16 protein-coding genes are annotated in these 17,482 nt (G+C 60.7%); 12 read left to right on the top strand and 4 right to left on the bottom strand.

Going from position 1 to position 17,482, the window contains the following annotated elements; translation table 11 throughout:
* The first annotated feature begins 151 nt into the window (after positions 1-151).
* Positions 152-2,257: an acyltransferase family protein gene (locus AC1MEK_RS04255; RefSeq protein WP_480395013.1), complete on the top strand. Its 2,106-nt coding sequence runs from the start codon at positions 152-154 to the stop codon at positions 2,255-2,257.
* 57 nt (positions 2,258-2,314) lie between these two features.
* Here AC1MEK_RS04255 and nadB read toward each other — a convergent pair whose 3' ends face one another.
* Positions 2,315-3,919, bottom strand: a complete 1,605-nt coding sequence (gene nadB / locus AC1MEK_RS04250) for an L-aspartate oxidase (protein ID WP_480395012.1) — start codon at positions 3,917-3,919, stop codon at positions 2,315-2,317.
* Positions 3,920-4,416: 497 nt separating this feature from the next.
* Between nadB and rpoE the strand changes: the two genes are divergently transcribed.
* From rpoE to pdxJ, 11 genes are all read left to right on the top strand, one after another.
* On the top strand, positions 4,417-4,998 hold the full coding sequence (gene rpoE, locus AC1MEK_RS04245; protein ID WP_037014368.1) for an RNA polymerase sigma factor RpoE/AlgU: 582 nt from the start codon (positions 4,417-4,419) through the stop codon (positions 4,996-4,998).
* Positions 4,999-5,031: 33 nt separating this feature from the next.
* Entirely contained in the window at positions 5,032-5,625 is a 594-nt protein-coding gene (locus AC1MEK_RS04240; protein WP_274135527.1) for an anti sigma-E factor RseA C-terminal domain-containing protein, read from the top strand.
* 8 nt (positions 5,626-5,633) lie between these two features.
* Positions 5,634-6,602 carry a MucB/RseB C-terminal domain-containing protein gene (locus AC1MEK_RS04235; RefSeq protein ID WP_480395011.1) on the top strand — a complete coding sequence of 323 codons (969 nt, stop codon included), beginning with the start codon at positions 5,634-5,636 and terminating at the stop codon, positions 6,600-6,602.
* Between the two features lie 348 nt (positions 6,603-6,950).
* Positions 6,951-8,345, top strand: coding sequence for a DegQ family serine endoprotease (locus tag AC1MEK_RS04230; RefSeq protein WP_480395268.1), 1,395 nt, complete (start codon positions 6,951-6,953; stop codon positions 8,343-8,345).
* Between the two features lie 166 nt (positions 8,346-8,511).
* Positions 8,512-10,308 (top strand): translation elongation factor 4, encoded by a 1,797-nt coding sequence (lepA, locus tag AC1MEK_RS04225; protein ID WP_480395010.1) that lies wholly within the window; start codon positions 8,512-8,514, stop codon positions 10,306-10,308.
* Between the two features lie 9 nt (positions 10,309-10,317).
* On the top strand, positions 10,318-11,172 hold the full coding sequence (gene lepB / locus AC1MEK_RS04220; RefSeq protein WP_480395009.1) for a signal peptidase I: 855 nt from the start codon (positions 10,318-10,320) through the stop codon (positions 11,170-11,172).
* 90 nt (positions 11,173-11,262) lie between these two features.
* Complete coding sequence (locus AC1MEK_RS04215; protein WP_480395008.1) at positions 11,263-11,640, top strand: DUF4845 domain-containing protein; 378 nt, start codon at positions 11,263-11,265, stop codon at positions 11,638-11,640.
* Entirely contained in the window at positions 11,637-12,326 is a 690-nt protein-coding gene (gene rnc / locus AC1MEK_RS04210) for a ribonuclease III (protein WP_480395007.1), read from the top strand. Before AC1MEK_RS04215 ends, rnc begins: the two co-directional genes overlap by 4 nt.
* Positions 12,319-13,221 (top strand): GTPase Era, encoded by a 903-nt coding sequence (gene era, locus AC1MEK_RS04205; RefSeq protein WP_480395006.1) that lies wholly within the window; start codon positions 12,319-12,321, stop codon positions 13,219-13,221. Before rnc ends, era begins: the two co-directional genes overlap by 8 nt.
* 163 nt (positions 13,222-13,384) lie before the next feature.
* A complete protein-coding gene (gene recO / locus AC1MEK_RS04200) occupies positions 13,385-14,074 on the top strand; it encodes a DNA repair protein RecO (protein ID WP_480395005.1) in 690 nt (229 codons plus the stop codon).
* A gap of 69 nt (positions 14,075-14,143) precedes the next feature.
* Positions 14,144-14,890 carry a pyridoxine 5'-phosphate synthase gene (pdxJ, locus tag AC1MEK_RS04195; protein WP_480395004.1) on the top strand — a complete coding sequence of 249 codons (747 nt, stop codon included), beginning with the start codon at positions 14,144-14,146 and terminating at the stop codon, positions 14,888-14,890.
* Positions 14,891-15,107: 217 nt separating this feature from the next.
* Here pdxJ and cmoB read toward each other — a convergent pair whose 3' ends face one another.
* From cmoB to AC1MEK_RS04180, 3 genes are all read right to left on the bottom strand, one after another.
* Positions 15,108-16,067, bottom strand: a complete 960-nt coding sequence (gene cmoB, locus AC1MEK_RS04190) for a tRNA 5-methoxyuridine(34)/uridine 5-oxyacetic acid(34) synthase CmoB (protein WP_480395003.1) — start codon at positions 16,065-16,067, stop codon at positions 15,108-15,110.
* A complete protein-coding gene (gene cmoA / locus AC1MEK_RS04185; protein ID WP_480395002.1) occupies positions 16,064-16,807 on the bottom strand; it encodes a carboxy-S-adenosyl-L-methionine synthase CmoA in 744 nt (247 codons plus the stop codon). Before cmoA ends, cmoB begins: the two co-directional genes overlap by 4 nt.
* Before the next feature lie 171 nt (positions 16,808-16,978).
* Positions 16,979-17,371 (bottom strand): protease inhibitor I42 family protein, encoded by a 393-nt coding sequence (locus AC1MEK_RS04180; RefSeq protein ID WP_480395001.1) that lies wholly within the window; start codon positions 17,369-17,371, stop codon positions 16,979-16,981.
* Positions 17,372-17,482: the final 111 nt, after the last annotated feature.

Genomic DNA, 17,482 nt, shown 5'->3' with positions numbered 1-17,482 from the left:
TAACCATCTGATCCTGTTGAGAAATATTACTGAAGTCGGGGATGGGTTCCCTTAGAATGGCCATTCTTTTGCTATCAACTGTCCGGGGCCCTCAACACCCGATTTGTCATTGTTGTTCATGACAGCGCCGTTTCATAAGGAATGTTCCATCGTGTCAAAGGATATCCACGAATCTCTGGAAGGGCGTGTGAGCGCCACAGTTGTTTACCCGATCAGGCACTCTACTGCGCAAGCGCTTGATACGTCGGACGCCCGGACCCACCGTTCAATCACCTACCGCCCGGACATTGACGGCCTGCGGGCCATTGCTGTGTTGCTGGTGTTGATCTATCACGCCGGGTTCACGTTTCTGCCTGCCGGTTTTGTCGGGGTGGATATCTTCTTCGTCATATCGGGCTTTCTGACCACGTCGATCATTCTTCAGTCCATTGATCGGGGTTCATTCAGTTTCTCGGGGTTTTATACGAGGCGTATCTGGCGGTTGCAGCCAGCAGTGCTGGCTTTACTGACTGTCACGCTGATCATGGCGGTTGCTTTCTATTTACCTGACGACTTCAAAGTTTTCCTCGACAGTGCGAGGAGTACGACCCGATTCGTCTCCAATCAGTTCTTCGCCCACGAAACCACGGGCTATGCCGCGCCGGGAGCAGCCAGCCTCCTGCTGCTTCATACTTGGTCTCTGGCGGTGGAGTGGCAGTGGTATTTCTTCCTGCCGCTGGGGCTGTGGCTCCTGGATCGCTACTTGTCGCGCAGTCAGCTCAATGGGGTTGTCGTACTGTTGACGCTGGGCGCGATGGCGCTGGCGTTGTGGCTTTGCCATCAATCTCCGGACAAGGGTTATTACTACTTCTCGGCGCGTATATTCGAGTTGCTGATCGGATCTTGTGTGGTGTTTCTACCCGCCGCGCGTTCAGTACCCGGTTCGGCGACGATGACGCTGCTGGGCGTATTGGCGGCTGCTGTTCTGGGGTATTGCGCGACTCGCCCGGGCATTCTTCAGGGGTTTCCGGACTACCACGCGGTTGCGGTGTGTGTGGCCACAGCGCTTCTACTGTATTGCGGTACTCAGGAAAGAAACCGAGTGTCGCGACTGCTGTCCAGCCCGCCGCTGGTTTTCATCGGAGCGCGCTCCTATTCGCTGTATCTCTGGCATTGGCCATTGCTGGCATTGTTGAGTTATCTGGGTGTTGCCCTGACGACTCCAGTCAAGGCCGGTTTTTTCATCGTCACCTTTGCATTCGCTTGTATTTCCTATGCCTTGATCGAGAAACGCTTTCGAGGCTTGAAGGTGTCGTTCACCAGAACATTGCTGGTGCTTGTGGTAATACCCGTCATCTGTACGTCACTGCTTTACTCCGTCAGCAAAAAGCACGATAGCTGGCCTGCGCGCTTCGACAGCGGCAATACGGGTGTACTCAGCAAGCTCAGGGCCGCCGAAGCGCCCAACAGAGAGCACTGTCTGGGCGGGGTCAACGACGGCTCCGATTCCCGCTGCATCATGGGGGCGCCGCAACCACAGCCGCAGGCGCTTCTGATGGGGGATTCCTTCTCGAATCAGCAGTGGGGCTTCATCGATACATTGGCCAGGGATGCCGGCTTTTCTGTATTGGCTCAGGCTTTTCCGTCGTGTCTGACGCTGCCGAGTGTCTATTTGTACAATTGGTGGACATTCAAGGATCGGCTCTACACCGAGTGTCAGGATGCCAGTCGTCAGTACTACGACCTGATTGCCAGTCATCACTACAAGTACGTGATCCTCGGACTGATCTGGGAAAATTACACAGGAGACGCTGTTGTAACCCGGCTGGATGATCCACGCAGCACCGAGCTGTCGCACCAGCGTGTCGAAGTTGCGATCCGGGAGGGGCTCAATGCCATACAAAAATCCGGCGCGACGCCTGTTTTCATCAAGTCACCACTCACGATGCCGGCCGGTGTCAACGATTGTCTGTACCACGTCGTCAAGTCGCGTGGATTACTTGGCAGTCGCGAGGAGGTCGAGAAGTGCAGCTCGGCTCCCCGGCCTGTCGGCCAGGACCCCTGGTTGAACCAACTTTTTGCTGAGCTTCAAAAGCAGTATCCGGATCTGATCATCATCGATCCGAAGCGGGTGCAATGTTCCGATACCACCTGCGCGACAGCGCTAGAAGGCGTCCCGGTTTATCGCGATGTCGGGCACCTCACCGATTACGCGTCTTATAAATTCGGTGAGTCTTACCTGGCCAGGTTTGGCAATCCCTTCGTGCCGGTCAGGTAGCTGATTCTCCGCTGGCCCCTGCGTTCGTATCGAGAGGGGCCTTGCGGTTGTCTGGCGTCAGATCGGGCCGAGAATCGTGTCCTTCGCCTCGGGCAGCATGTCCGGGTAATCCAGCGTGTAGTGCAGACCGCGGCTCTCCTTGCGCGCCATGGCCGAGGCGATCATCAGCTCGGCCACCTGGGCCAGGTTGCGCAGTTCGATCAGGTCGCGGCTGACCTTGTAGTTGCTGTAGAACTCGTCGATCTCGTCCAGCAGCAGGCGCACCCGGTGCTGGGCGCGTTGCAGGCGCTTGTTGGTGCGCACGATACCGACGTAGTCCCACATGAAACGACGCAGCTCGTCCCAGTTGTGGGCGATGATCACGTCTTCGTCCGAGTCGGTCACCTGGCTGGCGTCCCACTGGGGCAGGCCTTGTGGCTGAGCGATCTGCGGCAGTTGCGCGACGATGTCGGCGGCCGCCGAGCGTGCGTAAACGAAGCATTCGAGCAGCGAGTTACTGGCCATGCGGTTGGCGCCGTGCAGGCCGGTGAAGCTGGTCTCGCCAATGGCGTACAGGCCGGGCACGTCGGTGTGGCCGTGCTGGTCGACCACCACGCCGCCGCAGGTGTAATGCGCGGCAGGCACCACCGGAATCGGCTGGCGGGTGATGTCGATGCCGAACTCCAGGCAGCGCTCGTAAACGGTCGGGAAGTGGGTTTTGACGAATTCTTCCGGCTTGTGGCTGATGTCCAGGTAGACGCAGTCTACGCCCAGACGCTTCATTTCATGGTCGATGGCGCGGGCAACGATGTCCCGCGGGGCCAGCTCGGCGCGCGGGTCGAAGCGCTGCATGAAGCGCTCGCCATTGGGCAGCTTCAGATAGGCGCCTTCGCCACGCAGCGCTTCGGTGATCAGGAAGCTCTTGGCCTGCGGGTGATAAAGGCAGGTGGGGTGGAACTGGTTGAACTCCAGATTGCCTACCCGGCAGCCCGCACGCCAGGCCATGGCGATGCCGTCGCCACAGGCGCCATCCGGGTTGCTGGTATAAAGGTAGACCTTCGCCGCGCCTCCGGACGCCAGAATGGTGAAGCGTGCACTGTGGGTGTCGACTTCGCCCGTGGAACGATCGAGCACATAGGCGCCCAGGCAGCGCTGGCCGTCCAGGCCCAGGCGGCGCTCGGTGATCAGGTCGACCGCCACGCGCTGTTCCAGCAGTTCGATGTTCGGCCGTGATTTGGCCTGGGCCAGCAAGGTGCGGAAAATCGCCGCCCCCGTGGCATCGGCGGCATGAATGATGCGCCGGTGGCTGTGGCCGCCTTCGCGGGTCAGGTGAAATTCGAAACCACCATCCACCACCGCCGAGGTGTCGTCGCGGGTAAAGGGCACGCCCATGTCTATCAGCCACTGGATCGCCTCGCGGCTGTGCTCGACGGTGAATCTGACGGCCTCTTCATTGCACAGCCCGCCGCCGGCGTTGAGCGTGTCTTCAACGTGAGACTGCACGGTGTCGGCGTTGTCCAGCACGGCCGCCACGCCGCCCTGGGCCCAGAAGGTCGAACCGTTGGCCAGATCACCCTTGCTCAGTACCGCGATGCGCAGGTGGGCGGGGAGGGTCAGGGCCAGGCTCAGACCGGCAGCGCCGCTACCGATGACCAGTACGTCATGTTGAAAGTGTCGACTCATTGTTATCTCGGCTTCTAAATGGCCACTAGTAATGTACGAAGCGCTGACGGCACAATGGCCGGGATTTTATGGCAATTGTGAATCGCAGCGGGAGCGGATTGTGCGCTACTGCGCGGTGTTGTGCATACCGTCTGGCGGGCTAATTCGATCAGGCACTCATGACCGGATTGGATCCGTCTGGCGCAACGGTATGCCTTGAACGCTCTGGAACAAAAAGTGGGAACTTTTCATAAAGCCCCACGTTCAATAGAGGGTTGCCGATAAAGGGACAGCGTCGGTGCTCTTCGAGGGTGGCCCAACCATCCGCGCAAGCGCTTTCGACGACAAGATTATTCACGCAGCCGACCTGGTTCGAGCTGCGTTTTTCGTGCGGGCCACCGACGCTCGCCGGAAACTTGCTTGAAGGGGGGAGAACTTTTGCGCAAAGCCCGAGTCTATGTTTGCAAGCCTGCGAACCAGCCTCTGCAACACTCCTTTGAGCTCTATGAGGAGTGTTCATGCTAACCCAGGAAGAGGATCAGCAACTGGTCGAACGCGTACAGCGCGGCGACAAGCGAGCCTTTGATCTGCTAGTGGTGAAATATCAGCACAAGATTCTTGGGTTGATCGTGAGATTCGTCCACGACACCCATGAAGCCCAGGATGTCGCGCAAGAGGCTTTTATCAAGGCTTACCGTGCACTTGGGAACTTCCGCGGCGACAGTGCGTTTTATACGTGGTTGTACCGCATCGCCATCAACACGGCGAAAAACTATCTGGTGTCGCGAGGTCGGCGGCCGCCGGACAGCGATGTCAGATCTGAAGACGCGGAGTTCTACGACGGCGATCATGGCCTCAAGGACATCGAGTCGCCGGAACGTGCATTGTTGAGGGATGAGATCGAGGGCACCGTCCATCGGACCATCCAGCTACTGCCAGAAGATTTGCGTACAGCTCTAACTTTGCGTGAGTTTGACGGTCTGAGTTACGAAGACATTGCGAGCGTTATGCAATGTCCGGTTGGTACCGTGCGCTCTCGCATCTTCCGCGCTCGGGAAGCCATTGATAAAGCCCTGCAGCCTTTGTTGCAGGAAACCTGAGACAGCGGCGATAGCCATATGAGAGGAACCGCCATGAGTCGTGAAGCCCTGCAGGAATCGCTGTCCGCGGTGATGGATAACGAAGCGGACGAATTGGAATTACGTCGAGTGCTCAACGCCATCGACGATGCGGATACACGGGCCACGTGGTCGCGTTATCAGATTGCTCGTGCAGCGATGCACAAAGAGCTGTTGATGCCTCATCTGGACATCTCGGCCGCTGTATCCGCCGCAATCGCCGACGAAGTCAGCCCGCTCAAGGCCGGTCGTGGTCCTTGGCGCACGCTAGGTCGTCTGGCTGTAGCCGCGTCGGTGACGGTCGCCGTACTGGCCGGTGTGCGCCTGTACAACCAGGATGAAATCGCCGGTGCGCAACTGGCTCAGCAATCGGCTCAACCTGCCAACATCGCCATGCCTCAGGTAAAAGGCCCGGCGGTTCTGGCCGGCTACACCGAGAGCAACGACCAGACCCCAGGCCCGATGGCCAGTGGTGTGCTGCAGAACCAGGCCGGCTGGCATGACCAGCGTCTGCCGGGCTACCTGCGCCAGCACGCTCAACAAGCCGCGTTGAAAGGCACTGAGAGTGCCCTGCCTTACGCACGTGCCGCCAGCCTGGAAAACCGTTAAGGAGGATCATGCGCGCCATCCGTCTATTGCCGCTTCTGCTTGGTGGATGGCTGGTCCTTCCAGCTCATGCCGATGACGCGCAAGACCAACTCAAGCGTCTTGCGCAGGCAGAGCAGCAGCAAAGCTTCCAGGGCACGTTCGTCTACGAGCGCAATGGAAGTTTCTCCACGCACCGGATCTGGCATCGCGTCGCCGACGGCAAGGTCCGTGAGCATCTGCTCCAGCTCGATGGTTCCGCCCAGGAAGTACTGCGCGTCGACGGGGTGACCCAATGCGTCAGCGGTACCCTGGTGGCGGGCGTGTCGAACATTCCGGACTCCCCGGCTCATGCCTTCGATGCGGCCAAGCTCTCGTCCTGGTACGACATCAAGGTCGCCGGTGACTCTCGGGTGGCCGGGCGCCCGGCGGTGGTCGTGACCCTGACCCCGCGCGATCAGCATCGTTTCGGTATCGAACTGCATCTGGACAAGGACACCGGGCTGCCACTCAAGTCGCTGCTGCTCAGCGACAAAGGGCAATTGCTCGAGCGTTTCCAGTTCACCGAGCTCAATACCGAGCAGCCAACCGATCAGATGCTCCAGCCCAGTGGTGATTGCAAGCCGGTCGAGGTGGCCAAGGCCAAGCCCGACGCGCAGAAGCCGCCAGTCGCCTGGCACTCGGACTGGCTGCCGCCAGGCTTCGAGCTCAGCAGCGCCGCCGCGCGCAAGGACCCGGACTCCAAGGCGCTGGTCACCAGCCTCATGTATGACGACGGTCTGGCGCGCTTCTCGGTGTTCATCGAGCCGGTGAGCGGCGCAGCGGTCACCGACATTCGCACGCAACTGGGCCCGACCGTTGCCGTTTCCCGCCGCCTGACCACGCCCAAGGGCGACGCCATGGTCACGGTCGTCGGCGAGATCCCGATCGGTACGGCCGAACGCATCGCGCTGTCCATGCGCAATGGCGATGCCGCACCGGGTGCCGCCGCCAAGAAGTAACCCGCGAAACCTCTGAAACGCCCACCATGAAAAAGGTTTCATGGTGGGCGTTTCAGGTCTGTGGCCCCGCAACGGCGGGCTCTGCACGAGATGCCGAAATGTTTGGTCAGCTTTGCCGGTTGCAAACCCACTCTTTTTTTTCTATAGGTCACAGCCTCAACGCTCTGGCCTTTGTCTGTTTTAACGCTCGCATAACCTTTTGAACGTAAAACTGGCCGAGGGCCGAGCACTGCGCAAGACTGCTCTGTGCAAATGCTCCTCGAACCCGTCGGTTCGTACCGCTTAACCATGCTCGTTGTGAACGGGAGCCGTATGTCGATACCACGCTTGAAAACCTACCTGTCCTGGATGGCCGCCGTGCTCATGCTCGGGCAGGTCCTCACCGCCCAGGCAGAGAACCTGCCTGACTTCACCACGCTGGTGGAGCAGGCCTCGCCTGCCGTCGTGAACATCAGTACGCGCCAGAAGCTGCCGGACCGTTCGGTCGCCCAGGGGCAGATGCCTGATCTCGAAGGCCTGCCGCCGATGCTTCGCGAGTTCCTCGAGCGCAGCATGCCGCCAGGCTCGCGTTCGCCCGGCAAGGGTGATCGCCAGCGTGAGGCGCAGTCGCTGGGTTCGGGCTTCATCATTTCCGCAGATGGCTTCATCCTGACCAACAACCACGTGATCGACGGCGCCGACGAGATTCTGGTGCGCCTGTCCGACCGCAGCGAAATGAAAGCCAAGCTGATCGGCACCGATCCGCGCACCGACGTCGCGGTCCTGAAGATCGACGGCAAGGACTTGCCCACCGTCAAGCTGGGCAACTCCGACAAGCTGAAAGTCGGTGAGTGGGTACTGGCCATCGGTTCGCCGTTCGGTTTCGACCACTCGGTGACCAAAGGTATCGTCAGCGCCAAGGGTCGCAGCCTGCCGAACGACACCTATGTGCCGTTCATCCAGACTGACGTGGCCATCAACCCGGGCAACTCCGGTGGTCCGCTGTTCAACATGGCCGGCGAAGTCGTGGGCATCAACTCGCAGATCTTCACCCGTTCCGGCGGCTTCATGGGCCTGTCGTTCGCCATTCCGATCGACGTGGCGATGGACGTTGCCAACCAGCTCAAGGCCAACGGCAAGGTCAATCGCGGCTGGCTGGGTGTCGTGATTCAGGAAGTGAACAAGGATCTGGCCGAGTCGTTCGGCCTGGACAAACCGGCCGGTGCGCTGGTGGCGCAGGTGCTTGAAGACGGCCCAGCGGCCAAAGGCGGCTTGCAGGTCGGCGACGTGATCCTCAGTGCCAACGGCACGCCAATCGTGATGTCGGCTGACCTGCCGCACCTGATTGGCAACCTAAAGGAAGGCAGCAAGGCCGAACTGGACGTGATCCGTGACGGCAAACGCCAGAAAGTCACCGTGACCGTCGGTGCTCTGCCGGCCGAAGGCGAGGAAATGGCCGGTGCCGATGCGGGCGTCGAACGCAGCAGCAACCGCCTGGGCGTGTCGGTCACTGACCTCACCGCCGAACAGCAGAAGTCGTTGGACCTCAAAGGCGGCGTGGTGATCAAGGACGTCCAGGACGGTCCGGCCTCGATGATCGGCCTGCAGACCGGCGATGTGATCACTCACCTGAACAATCAAGCGATCAGCAATGCCAAGCAGTTCACAGAAGTGGCCAAAGGCCTGCCGAAGAACCGTTCGGTGTCGATGCGGGTGCTGCGTCAAGGGCGCGCCACCTTCATCACCTTCAAACTGGCCGAATAATCAGCCATGAGGGAAAAGGAGCGGTATTCCCGCTCCTTTTTTGTACCTGGCGGGTGCGCAATTTTCCGACTGCACGTGTGCAGTGACGCCAAAGCGTTCCTTCAGGTACAATTCCCGGCTATTTTCGGCGGGCAGTCTGCCTGCAATATTTTTCGAGTGTTGATCCGTGAGTGATTTGAGTCATATCCGCAATTTCTCCATCATCGCCCACATTGACCATGGCAAGTCGACGCTGGCTGACCGGTTCATCCAGATGTGCGGCGGCCTGTCCGAGCGCGAGATGGAAGCCCAGGTGCTGGATTCCATGGATCTGGAGCGCGAGCGCGGGATCACGATCAAGGCCCACAGCGTCACCCTGTATTACAAGGCGCAGGACGGCAAGACCTACCAGCTGAACTTCATCGACACCCCCGGCCACGTTGACTTCACCTACGAAGTCAGCCGTTCGCTGGCCGCCTGCGAGGGCGCGCTGCTGGTGGTCGATGCGGGGCAGGGCGTGGAGGCGCAGTCCGTCGCCAACTGCTACACCGCCATCGAGCAGGGTCTGGAAGTCATGCCGGTCCTGAACAAGATGGACCTGCCGCAGGCCGATCCGGACCGCGTCAAGGACGAGATCGAGAAGGTCATCGGTCTCGATGCCACCGACGCCGTGGCGTGCAGCGCCAAGAGCGGCATGGGCGTGGACGAGGTGCTGGAGCGTCTGGTCCAGACCATCCCGGCGCCGACCGGCGAGATCGACGCGCCCCTGCAGGCGCTGATCATCGACTCCTGGTTCGACAACTACCTGGGTGTCGTCTCCTTGGTGCGCGTGCGTCATGGCCGCGTCAAGAAGGGCGACAAGATCCTGGTCAAGTCCACCGGCAAGGTCCACCTGGTCGACAGCGTCGGCGTGTTCAACCCCAAGCACACCGCAACCGCGGACCTGAAAGCAGGCGAAGTGGGCTTCATCATCGCCAGCATCAAGGACATTCACGGTGCCCCGGTGGGTGACACCCTGACCCTGTCGTCGACCCCTGAAGTCGAAGTGCTGCCAGGCTTCAAGAAGATCCAGCCGCAGGTCTACGCCGGTCTGTTCCCGGTCAGCTCCGATGACTTCGAAGACTTCCGCGATGCGCTGGCCAAGCTGACGCTCAACGACTCGTCGCTGCAATACCTGCCGGAAAGCTCCGACGCACTGGGCTTCGGCTTCCGTTGCGGCTTCCTGGGCATGCTGCACATGGAGATCATCCAGGAGCGCCTGGAGCGCGAGTACGACCTGGACCTGATCACCACCGCGCCGACGGTAATCTTCGAGCTGCTGCTCAAGACCGGTGAAACCATTTACGTCGACAACCCGTCGAAGCTGCCGGACCTGTCGACCATCGAAGACATGCGCGAGCCGATCGTGCGGGCGACCATCCTTGTGCCTCAAGAGCACCTGGGTAACGTCATCACGCTGTGCATCGAGAAGCGCGGGGTGCAGCACGACATGCTGTTCCTCGGCAGCCAGGTCCAGGTGACCTACGACCTGCCGATGAACGAAGTGGTGCTGGACTTCTTCGACCGCCTGAAGTCCACCAGTCGCGGTTACGCGTCGCTGGACTATCATTTCGACCGTTATCAATCGGCGAATCTGGTCAAGCTCGATGTCCTGATCAACGGTGACAAGGTCGACGCCCTGGCGTTGATCGTGCACCGCGACAACGCGGCCTACAAAGGCCGTGCGTTGACGGAAAAGATGAAAGAACTGATTCCTCGTCAGATGTTCGACGTGGCCATCCAGGCTGCCATCGGCGGCCAGATCGTTGCGCGTACAACCGTCAAGGCGCTCAGAAAGAACGTACTGGCCAAATGTTACGGCGGTGACGTAAGCCGTAAGAAAAAGCTGCTCGAGAAGCAGAAGGCCGGTAAGAAACGCATGAAGCAGGTCGGCAACGTGGAAATTCCACAGGAAGCCTTCCTTGCAGTGCTCAGGTTGGAATAATCAGGCCCTATGTCTCTAAATTTCCCGCTGTTGTTGGTCATCGCCGTTTTTGTCTGCGGTCTGCTGGCCCTGATCGATCTGATCGTGCTGGCGCCGCGTCGGCGCACGGCGATCGCTAATTATCAGGGCAGCGTCAGCCAGCCTGATGTGGCTGTCGTCGAGCAACTGAACAAGGAACCGCTGCTGGTTGAATACGGCAAGTCGTTCTTCCCGGTTCTGTTCATCGTGCTGGTGCTGCGTTCGTTCCTGGTCGAGCCGTTCCAGATCCCTTCGGGGTCGATGAAACCGACGCTGGATGTGGGTGATTTCATCCTGGTCAACAAGTTCTCCTACGGCATCCGTCTGCCGGTGATCGACATGAAGGTCATCCCGGTGGGCGATCCGCAGCGCGGCGATGTGATGGTGTTCCGCTATCCAAGCGATCCGAACGTCAACTACATCAAGCGCGTCGTAGGTCTGCCGGGCGATACCGTGCGCTACACCAACGACAAGCAGCTGTTCGTCAACGGGCAACTGGTGGCCAAGCAGTTGATCGGTTCGGAGCCCGGAACATTGGGCAGCGCCGAGCTGTACAACGAGAAGCTGGGCGAGGTCGAGCACCAGATCCGTCAGGAAATGAGCCGCTACCGCGCGCCGCCTGACCATGAATGGAAGGTGCCGGCCGGCCACTACTTCATGATGGGCGACAACCGCGACAACTCCAACGACAGCCGCTACTGGGATGACCCCAACATTCCCAAGGAAGAGCTGGGCATGGTCCCCGACCGCAACATCGTCGGCAAGGCCTTTGCCGTGTGGATGAGCTGGCCGGAGCCGAAGCTGAGCCACTTGCCGAACTTCTCGCGAGTCGGGCTGATCAAGTAATCGATGCGGCGCTGTATCACACAGCGCCGTATGTCATTTCGGCGGTCTAAGCTTTCACGCTTCACGGACAGACTATTCTTGAGGGCACACATGACATCCGCCGGTTCGCAAAAAGGCTTGTCGTTCATTGGGTGGCTGGTATTGCTGGCCGTCCTTGCATTTGCAGCAAGTACCGCAGCCAAGCTGGTGCCGCATTACCTCGATTACATGTCGATGAAGAAAATCATCGAAGCCGCGGGCACTGACAAAACGGCGGAAATCAGTAACAGCAGCGATTTTCGCGACTATGTCGCCAAAGGCATGCAGGTCAATAACATTCGGGATTTGGATTTGAACAAGGCGTTAAGCGTGACGACGGAGAACAACAGGTTCCTCGCCCATTTGAACTATGAAAAACGTGAACCACTGATCCAGAACATCGATCTGGTGGTCAAGTTCGACCACGAATTCAGCGTGGGTAAACCGTGAGCGTGTCATTGAGTCGCCTGGAGCGTCAGCTCGGCTATAGCTTCAAGGACCAGGAACTGATGGTTCTGGCCCTGACCCACCGCAGTTTCGCCGGACGCAACAACGAGCGTCTGGAGTTTCTCGGTGATGCCATTCTCAACTTCGTCGCCGGCGAGGCGCTGTTCGAGCGTTTTCCCCAGGCCCGCGAAGGTCAACTGTCGCGCCTGCGTGCCCGTCTGGTGAAGGGTGAGACCCTGGCCCTGCTGGCCCGCGGCTTCGATCTGGGCGAATACCTGCGCCTGGGCTCGGGCGAGTTGAAAAGCGGCGGTTTCCGTCGCGAGTCGATTCTGGCCGATGCCCTGGAAGCGCTGATCGGCGCGATCTACCTGGATTCGGACATGGAAACGGCCCGCGATCGCGTGCTGGCCTGGCTGACCAGCGAGTTCGACAGCCTGACGCTGGTCGACACCAACAAAGATCCGAAAACCCGGCTGCAGGAGTTTCTGCAGTCCCGCGCCTGTGAACTGCCGCGCTACGAAGTGGTGGACATTCAGGGCGAGCCGCATTGCCGAACCTTCTTCGTCGAATGCGAAGTCACCTTATTGAACGAAAAAAGCCGGGGACAGGGTGTCAGCCGCCGCATTGCCGAACAGGTAGCCGCGGCCTCTGCACTGATCGCCCTGGGTGTGGAGAATGGCAATGACTGATACAACTGCAACACGCTGTGGCTATGTCGCCATCGTCGGCCGGCCAAACGTGGGCAAGTCGACGCTGCTCAACCACATTCTCGGCCAGAAGCTGGCGATCACCTCGCGCAAGCCGCAGACCACCCGCCACAACATGCTGGGCATCAAGACCGAAGGCGGCGTGCAGGCGATCTACGTCGACACCCCCGGCATGCACAAGGGCAGCGACAAGGCGCTCAACCGCTACATGAACAAGACCGCGTCGGCGGCGTTGAAAGACGTCGACGTGGTGATTTTCGTGGTGGACCGCACCAAGTGGACCGACGAGGACCAGATGGTGCTCGAGCGCGTGCAGTACGTGACCGGCCCCCTGATCGTGGCACTGAACAAGACCGACCGCATCGAGGACAAGGCGGACATGATGCCGCACCTGGCCTGGTTGCAGGAGCAGCTGCCCAACGCCCAGATCATCCCGATTTCCGCGCAGCAGGGCCATAATCTCGACGCGCTGGAAAAAGTCATCGCCGAGCAGCTGCCGGAAAACGATCACTTCTTCCCGGAAGACCAGATCACCGACCGCAGCAGCCGCTTCCTGGCCGCTGAGCTGGTGCGCGAGAAGATCATGCGCCAGCTGGGTGCGGAGCTGCCGTACCAGATCACGGTCGAGATCGAAGAGTTCAAGCAGCAGGGCAAGACCCTGCACATCCATGCGCTGATCCTCGTCGAGCGTGACGGCCAGAAGAAAATCATCATTGGCGACAAGGGCGAGCGCATCAAACGCATCGGTTCCGACGCGCGCCGTGACATGGAAGTGCTGTTCGACTCCAAGGTCATGCTCAACCTGTGGGTGAAGGTCAAGGGCGGCTGGTCCGATGACGAGCGAGCGCTGCGTTCGCTGGGTTACGGCGATCTGTAAACCGCCCCCACGCAGATGCGATTTCTTGTGGGAGCGAGCTTGCTCGCGAAGAGGGTGTAACATTCAGCAGCAATGTTGACTGACACACCGCTTTCGCGAGCAAGCTCGCTCCCACAGTTGTTTCAGATTTATCGTGAGTCTGTGTTCCTTCATCGAGAAGTGCATGTCCCAAACCCCTCCCGTCAGCCAGCCGGCCTACGTCCTGCACTCCCGGCCCTACCGCGAAAACAGCGCGCTGGTCGACTTCATCACGCCACAAGGCCGCCTGCGCGCCGTGCTGCGCAGTGCCAAGGGCAAAGCCGGTTCCCTGGCCCGGCCGTTCGTGCCGCTGGACGTCGAGTTTCGCGGCCGGGGCGAGTTGAAGAACGTCGGGCGCATGGAAGGCGCCGGGATTGCCGCCTGGCTGGAAGGCGAGGCGCTGTTCAGCGGCCTCTATCTGAATGAACTGCTGATTCGCCTGCTGCCGGCCGAAGATCCCCACCCCGGCGTGTTCGAACATTACGCAGCGACCCTGTCCGCGCTCGCCGAAGGGCGTCCGCTGGAGCCTTTGCTGCGTTCGTTCGAGTGGCGCCTGCTGGACGATCTGGGATACGGTTTCGCCCTCGACGCGGACGTCAATGGCGATCCGCTGGCCGCTGACGGCATGTACCGTCTGCAGGTGGACGCCGGCCTTGAACGGGTGTATCTGTTGCAGCCCGGCCTGTTTCAGGGCGCAGAGCTTCTGGCCATGGCCGAGGCCGACTGGACCGCGCCCGGCGCGCTGTCGGCGGCCAAGCGCCTGATGCGCCAGGCGTTGGCGGTGCATCTGGGTGGCAAGCCGCTTGTCAGCCGTGAACTGTTTCGCAAGCCTTAACCTGTCATTCACCGCAATCGCTCGCCGGGCGCCGATCGCCTGGCCAGATCAAGTTTTCAGGAGATTCCCGTGACCCACAGCACTCGCATCCTGCTCGGCGTGAACATCGACCACGTCGCCACTCTGCGTCAGGCCCGTGGCACCCGTTATCCCGACCCGGTCAAGGCCGCGCTGGACGCCGAAGAAGCAGGCGCCGATGGCATCACCGTGCACCTGCGTGAGGACCGTCGCCACATCCAGGAGCGCGACGTGCTGCTGCTCAAGGACGTGCTGCAGACGCGCATGAACTTCGAAATGGGCGTCACTGAAGAAATGATGGCGTTCGCCGAGCGCATCCGTCCGGCGCACATCTGCCTGGTTCCGGAAACCCGGCAGGAGCTGACCACCGAAGGCGGTCTGGATGTCGCCGGTCAGGAGGCGCGGATCAAGGCGGCGGTCGAGCGGCTGTCGGCGATTGGTAGCGAAGTGTCGCTGTTCATCGACGCCGACGAGCGCCAGATCGAAGCTTCGGCCCGGGTTGGCGCACCGGCCATCGAACTGCACACTGGCCGTTACGCCGACGCCGAAACCCCGACCGAAGTGGCCGAAGAACTCAAGCGCATTGCCGATGGTGTGGCGTTCGGCCTGAAACAGGGCCTGATCGTCAACGCCGGTCACGGCCTGCACTATCACAACGTCGAAGCGGTGGCGGCGATCAAGGGCATCAACGAACTGAACATCGGCCACGCGCTGGTGGCTCACGCGCTGTTCGTGGGCTTCAAGTCGGCAGTGTCAGAGATGAAGGCGTTGATTCTGGCGGCTGCCGCCAAGGCCTGACCGGTAAATCGGACCTGTAGGAGCGAATTTATTCGCGAAGTGGTGGGACAGGCGATGAATGTTTGTCGTCTGGACCATTTTTCGCGAATGAATTCGCTCCTACAGCGATTGCGGTGGGTCTGCAGCGCAGATGGCGCCTGATTCGCCGCATTCGCCAGCAAGCCGGCTCCCACAGTAAATTGCGGCGTTGCAGAGATTGGGGCAAAACGCGGTGCGGTCAGGCTTTTCGGCCAACAATCACCGCCCGCCGCGGCGCAGGCAGGCCTTCGATGGTCTTGCTATGGTCGTTCGGGTCGAGGAAGTCGCCGAGGGACTGATACTTCATCCACTCGGTGCTGCGTTGTTCCTCGACCGTGGTGGTGCTGACGTCCACGCAGCGCACGTCGACGAAACCGGCACGGCGCAGCCACAGCTCCAGCGCCGGGACCGACGGCAGGAACCAGACGTTGCGCATCTGCGAGTAGCGGTCTTCCGGCACCAGCACCTGGTGCACATCGCCCTCGACCACCATGGTTTCCAGCACCAGCTCGCCGCCCTTGACCAGGCAATCCTTGAGCGCCAGCAAGTGATCGATTGGCGATTTACGGTGGTAGAGCACGCCCATGGAAAACACCGTGTCGAAGCCTTCCAAGCGCGCCGGCAGGTCTTCCAGGGCGAAGGGCAGGTGCCACGCCGGCAGGTCGGGCAGGTAGCGCTGCATGGCCTGGAACTGGCAGAAGAATAGCCAGTTGGGGTCCACACCGATCACGCTGTCGGCCCCGGCGCCGAGCATGCGCCACTGGTAGTAGCCATTGCCGCAACCCACATCCAGCACGCGCTTGCCCACCAGATCCAGATGGGGCGAGACCCGCGACCATTTCCAGTCCGAGCGCCACTCGGTGTCGACATGCACGCCAAACACATCGAACGGCCCCTTGCGCCAGGGCGACAAACCCATCAGCGCAGCGCGGGTCTGCTCGCGAGTGGCGTCGTCGCAATCGCTGTCGAGCAGGAACGCGTCCTTGAGTTCGACCCGGCTCGGCGTCAGTGCGGGCAGGGCATTCAGCGCGCCTTGCCAGCGCTCCAGGTCGCCATGGCCCTTTTCCATCTTCGCGTCGAGTTGCGCTTGCAGGCCCTGGGCCCAGATATACAGCGGGGTGCCCGCCAGACGGCGGACCAGTGGAGCGAGATCGATCATGGCAGGGCAATCAGAGAGGCGAAATTGAGGCACTGGAACCAGGGCACGACTTTGCTGAAACCGGCGGCCAGCAGGCGTACGCGGTGCTGTTCGAGGCTGTCGGGCTTCATCACGTTTTCGATGGCGCTGCGCTTCTGGGCGATTTCCAGTTCGCTGTAGCCATTGGCACGTTTGAAGGCCACGTGCAGGTCGGTGAGCAGGGCGTGTTCTTCGTTGTCGTCGAAGCGCAGTTTTTCCGAGAGGATCAGCGCGCCGCCCGGCAGCAGCGACTGGCGAATGCGGCTGAGTAATTCCAGACGCTGTTCAGGTGCAATGAATTGCAGGGTGAAGTTCAGCGCGACGACAGAGGCTGGCTGGAAGTCCAGCGCCAGAATATCGCCCTCGATGACTTCCACTGGTAGCAGTTCCTGGAACATCGAATCCTGTGCGTTGAGGTATTCGCGGCAGCGCTCGACCATGGCGGCAGAGTTGTCGATGGCGATCACCCGGCAGTCGTCGGTACGCACGTGTCGGCGCAGGGCCTGAGTCACGGCGCCCAAGGAGCTGCCCAGGTCGTACAGCACGCTGTGGGGCTGGGCGAACTGTGCCGCGAGCACGCCCAGGTTCTCGACGATGGTCGGGTAACCGGGCACCGAGCGCTTGATCATGTCCGGGAACACCCGCACCACGTCCTCGTTGAAGGCGAAGTCGGGCACCTGGCCCAGCGGCTGGGCAAATATGCGGTCGGGTTCTTGGCTCACGGCATTTCCACAGGATGAGGCGAAAAGTGCGGCATTTTAGCCAAATGTGCCGCGATGCTGAAACCTCATCTCATCGTTCGCCTTCCTGTGGGAGCCGGTTTGCTGGCGAATGCGTCCTGATGATCGCTGTCGCCGGCAAGCCGGACTGCTACGGAGAGGCGTTGGATTCAGTCAATTGACCGTGATCGCACAATCGAACGTGCGCTCGGGCCGGACTTCCGGGGCCCAGGGCTGCTGATAGACCATCATCAAATGGCCGCTGCCCGCGCTGGCTGCTTTATAGCGCCAAACCGATTGCCCCGAGGTGCCGACCATGCCGATGTCCTGCGGGCTGTTGAACACCTCTGGACCCAGGGCGTTGAGCATCGACGGCGCGGGATTCTTCATCAGCCAGCGGTGCCCGGTGGTGGGGTTGCTGGGCAGCATGAGCATCAGGGTCTGGCCGGTCTTGAGGGTGATGGGGCAGTCTTTCTGGTCTTCCAGGGACACGATCTGTTTCGGTTGCTGGGCGCAGGCGGCCAGCAGGGCGAGGCTGAGGGGGACGAGCAGGCGGGCTGGGGTCATGACGGCTCCGGTCGTGGGCAACGTGAGCCGAGCATAACCGAAGAGTTGGGGCATCCGACGATTTGTTGACGGTGAATGCATTCTGTAGGAGCGAATTTATTCGCGAAGGTG

The organism is Pseudomonas sp. 2, from assembly GCF_056627435.1.
Note: the sequence above shows the minus strand (reverse complement) of the source record. Positions and strands in the feature narration are given on the sequence as shown.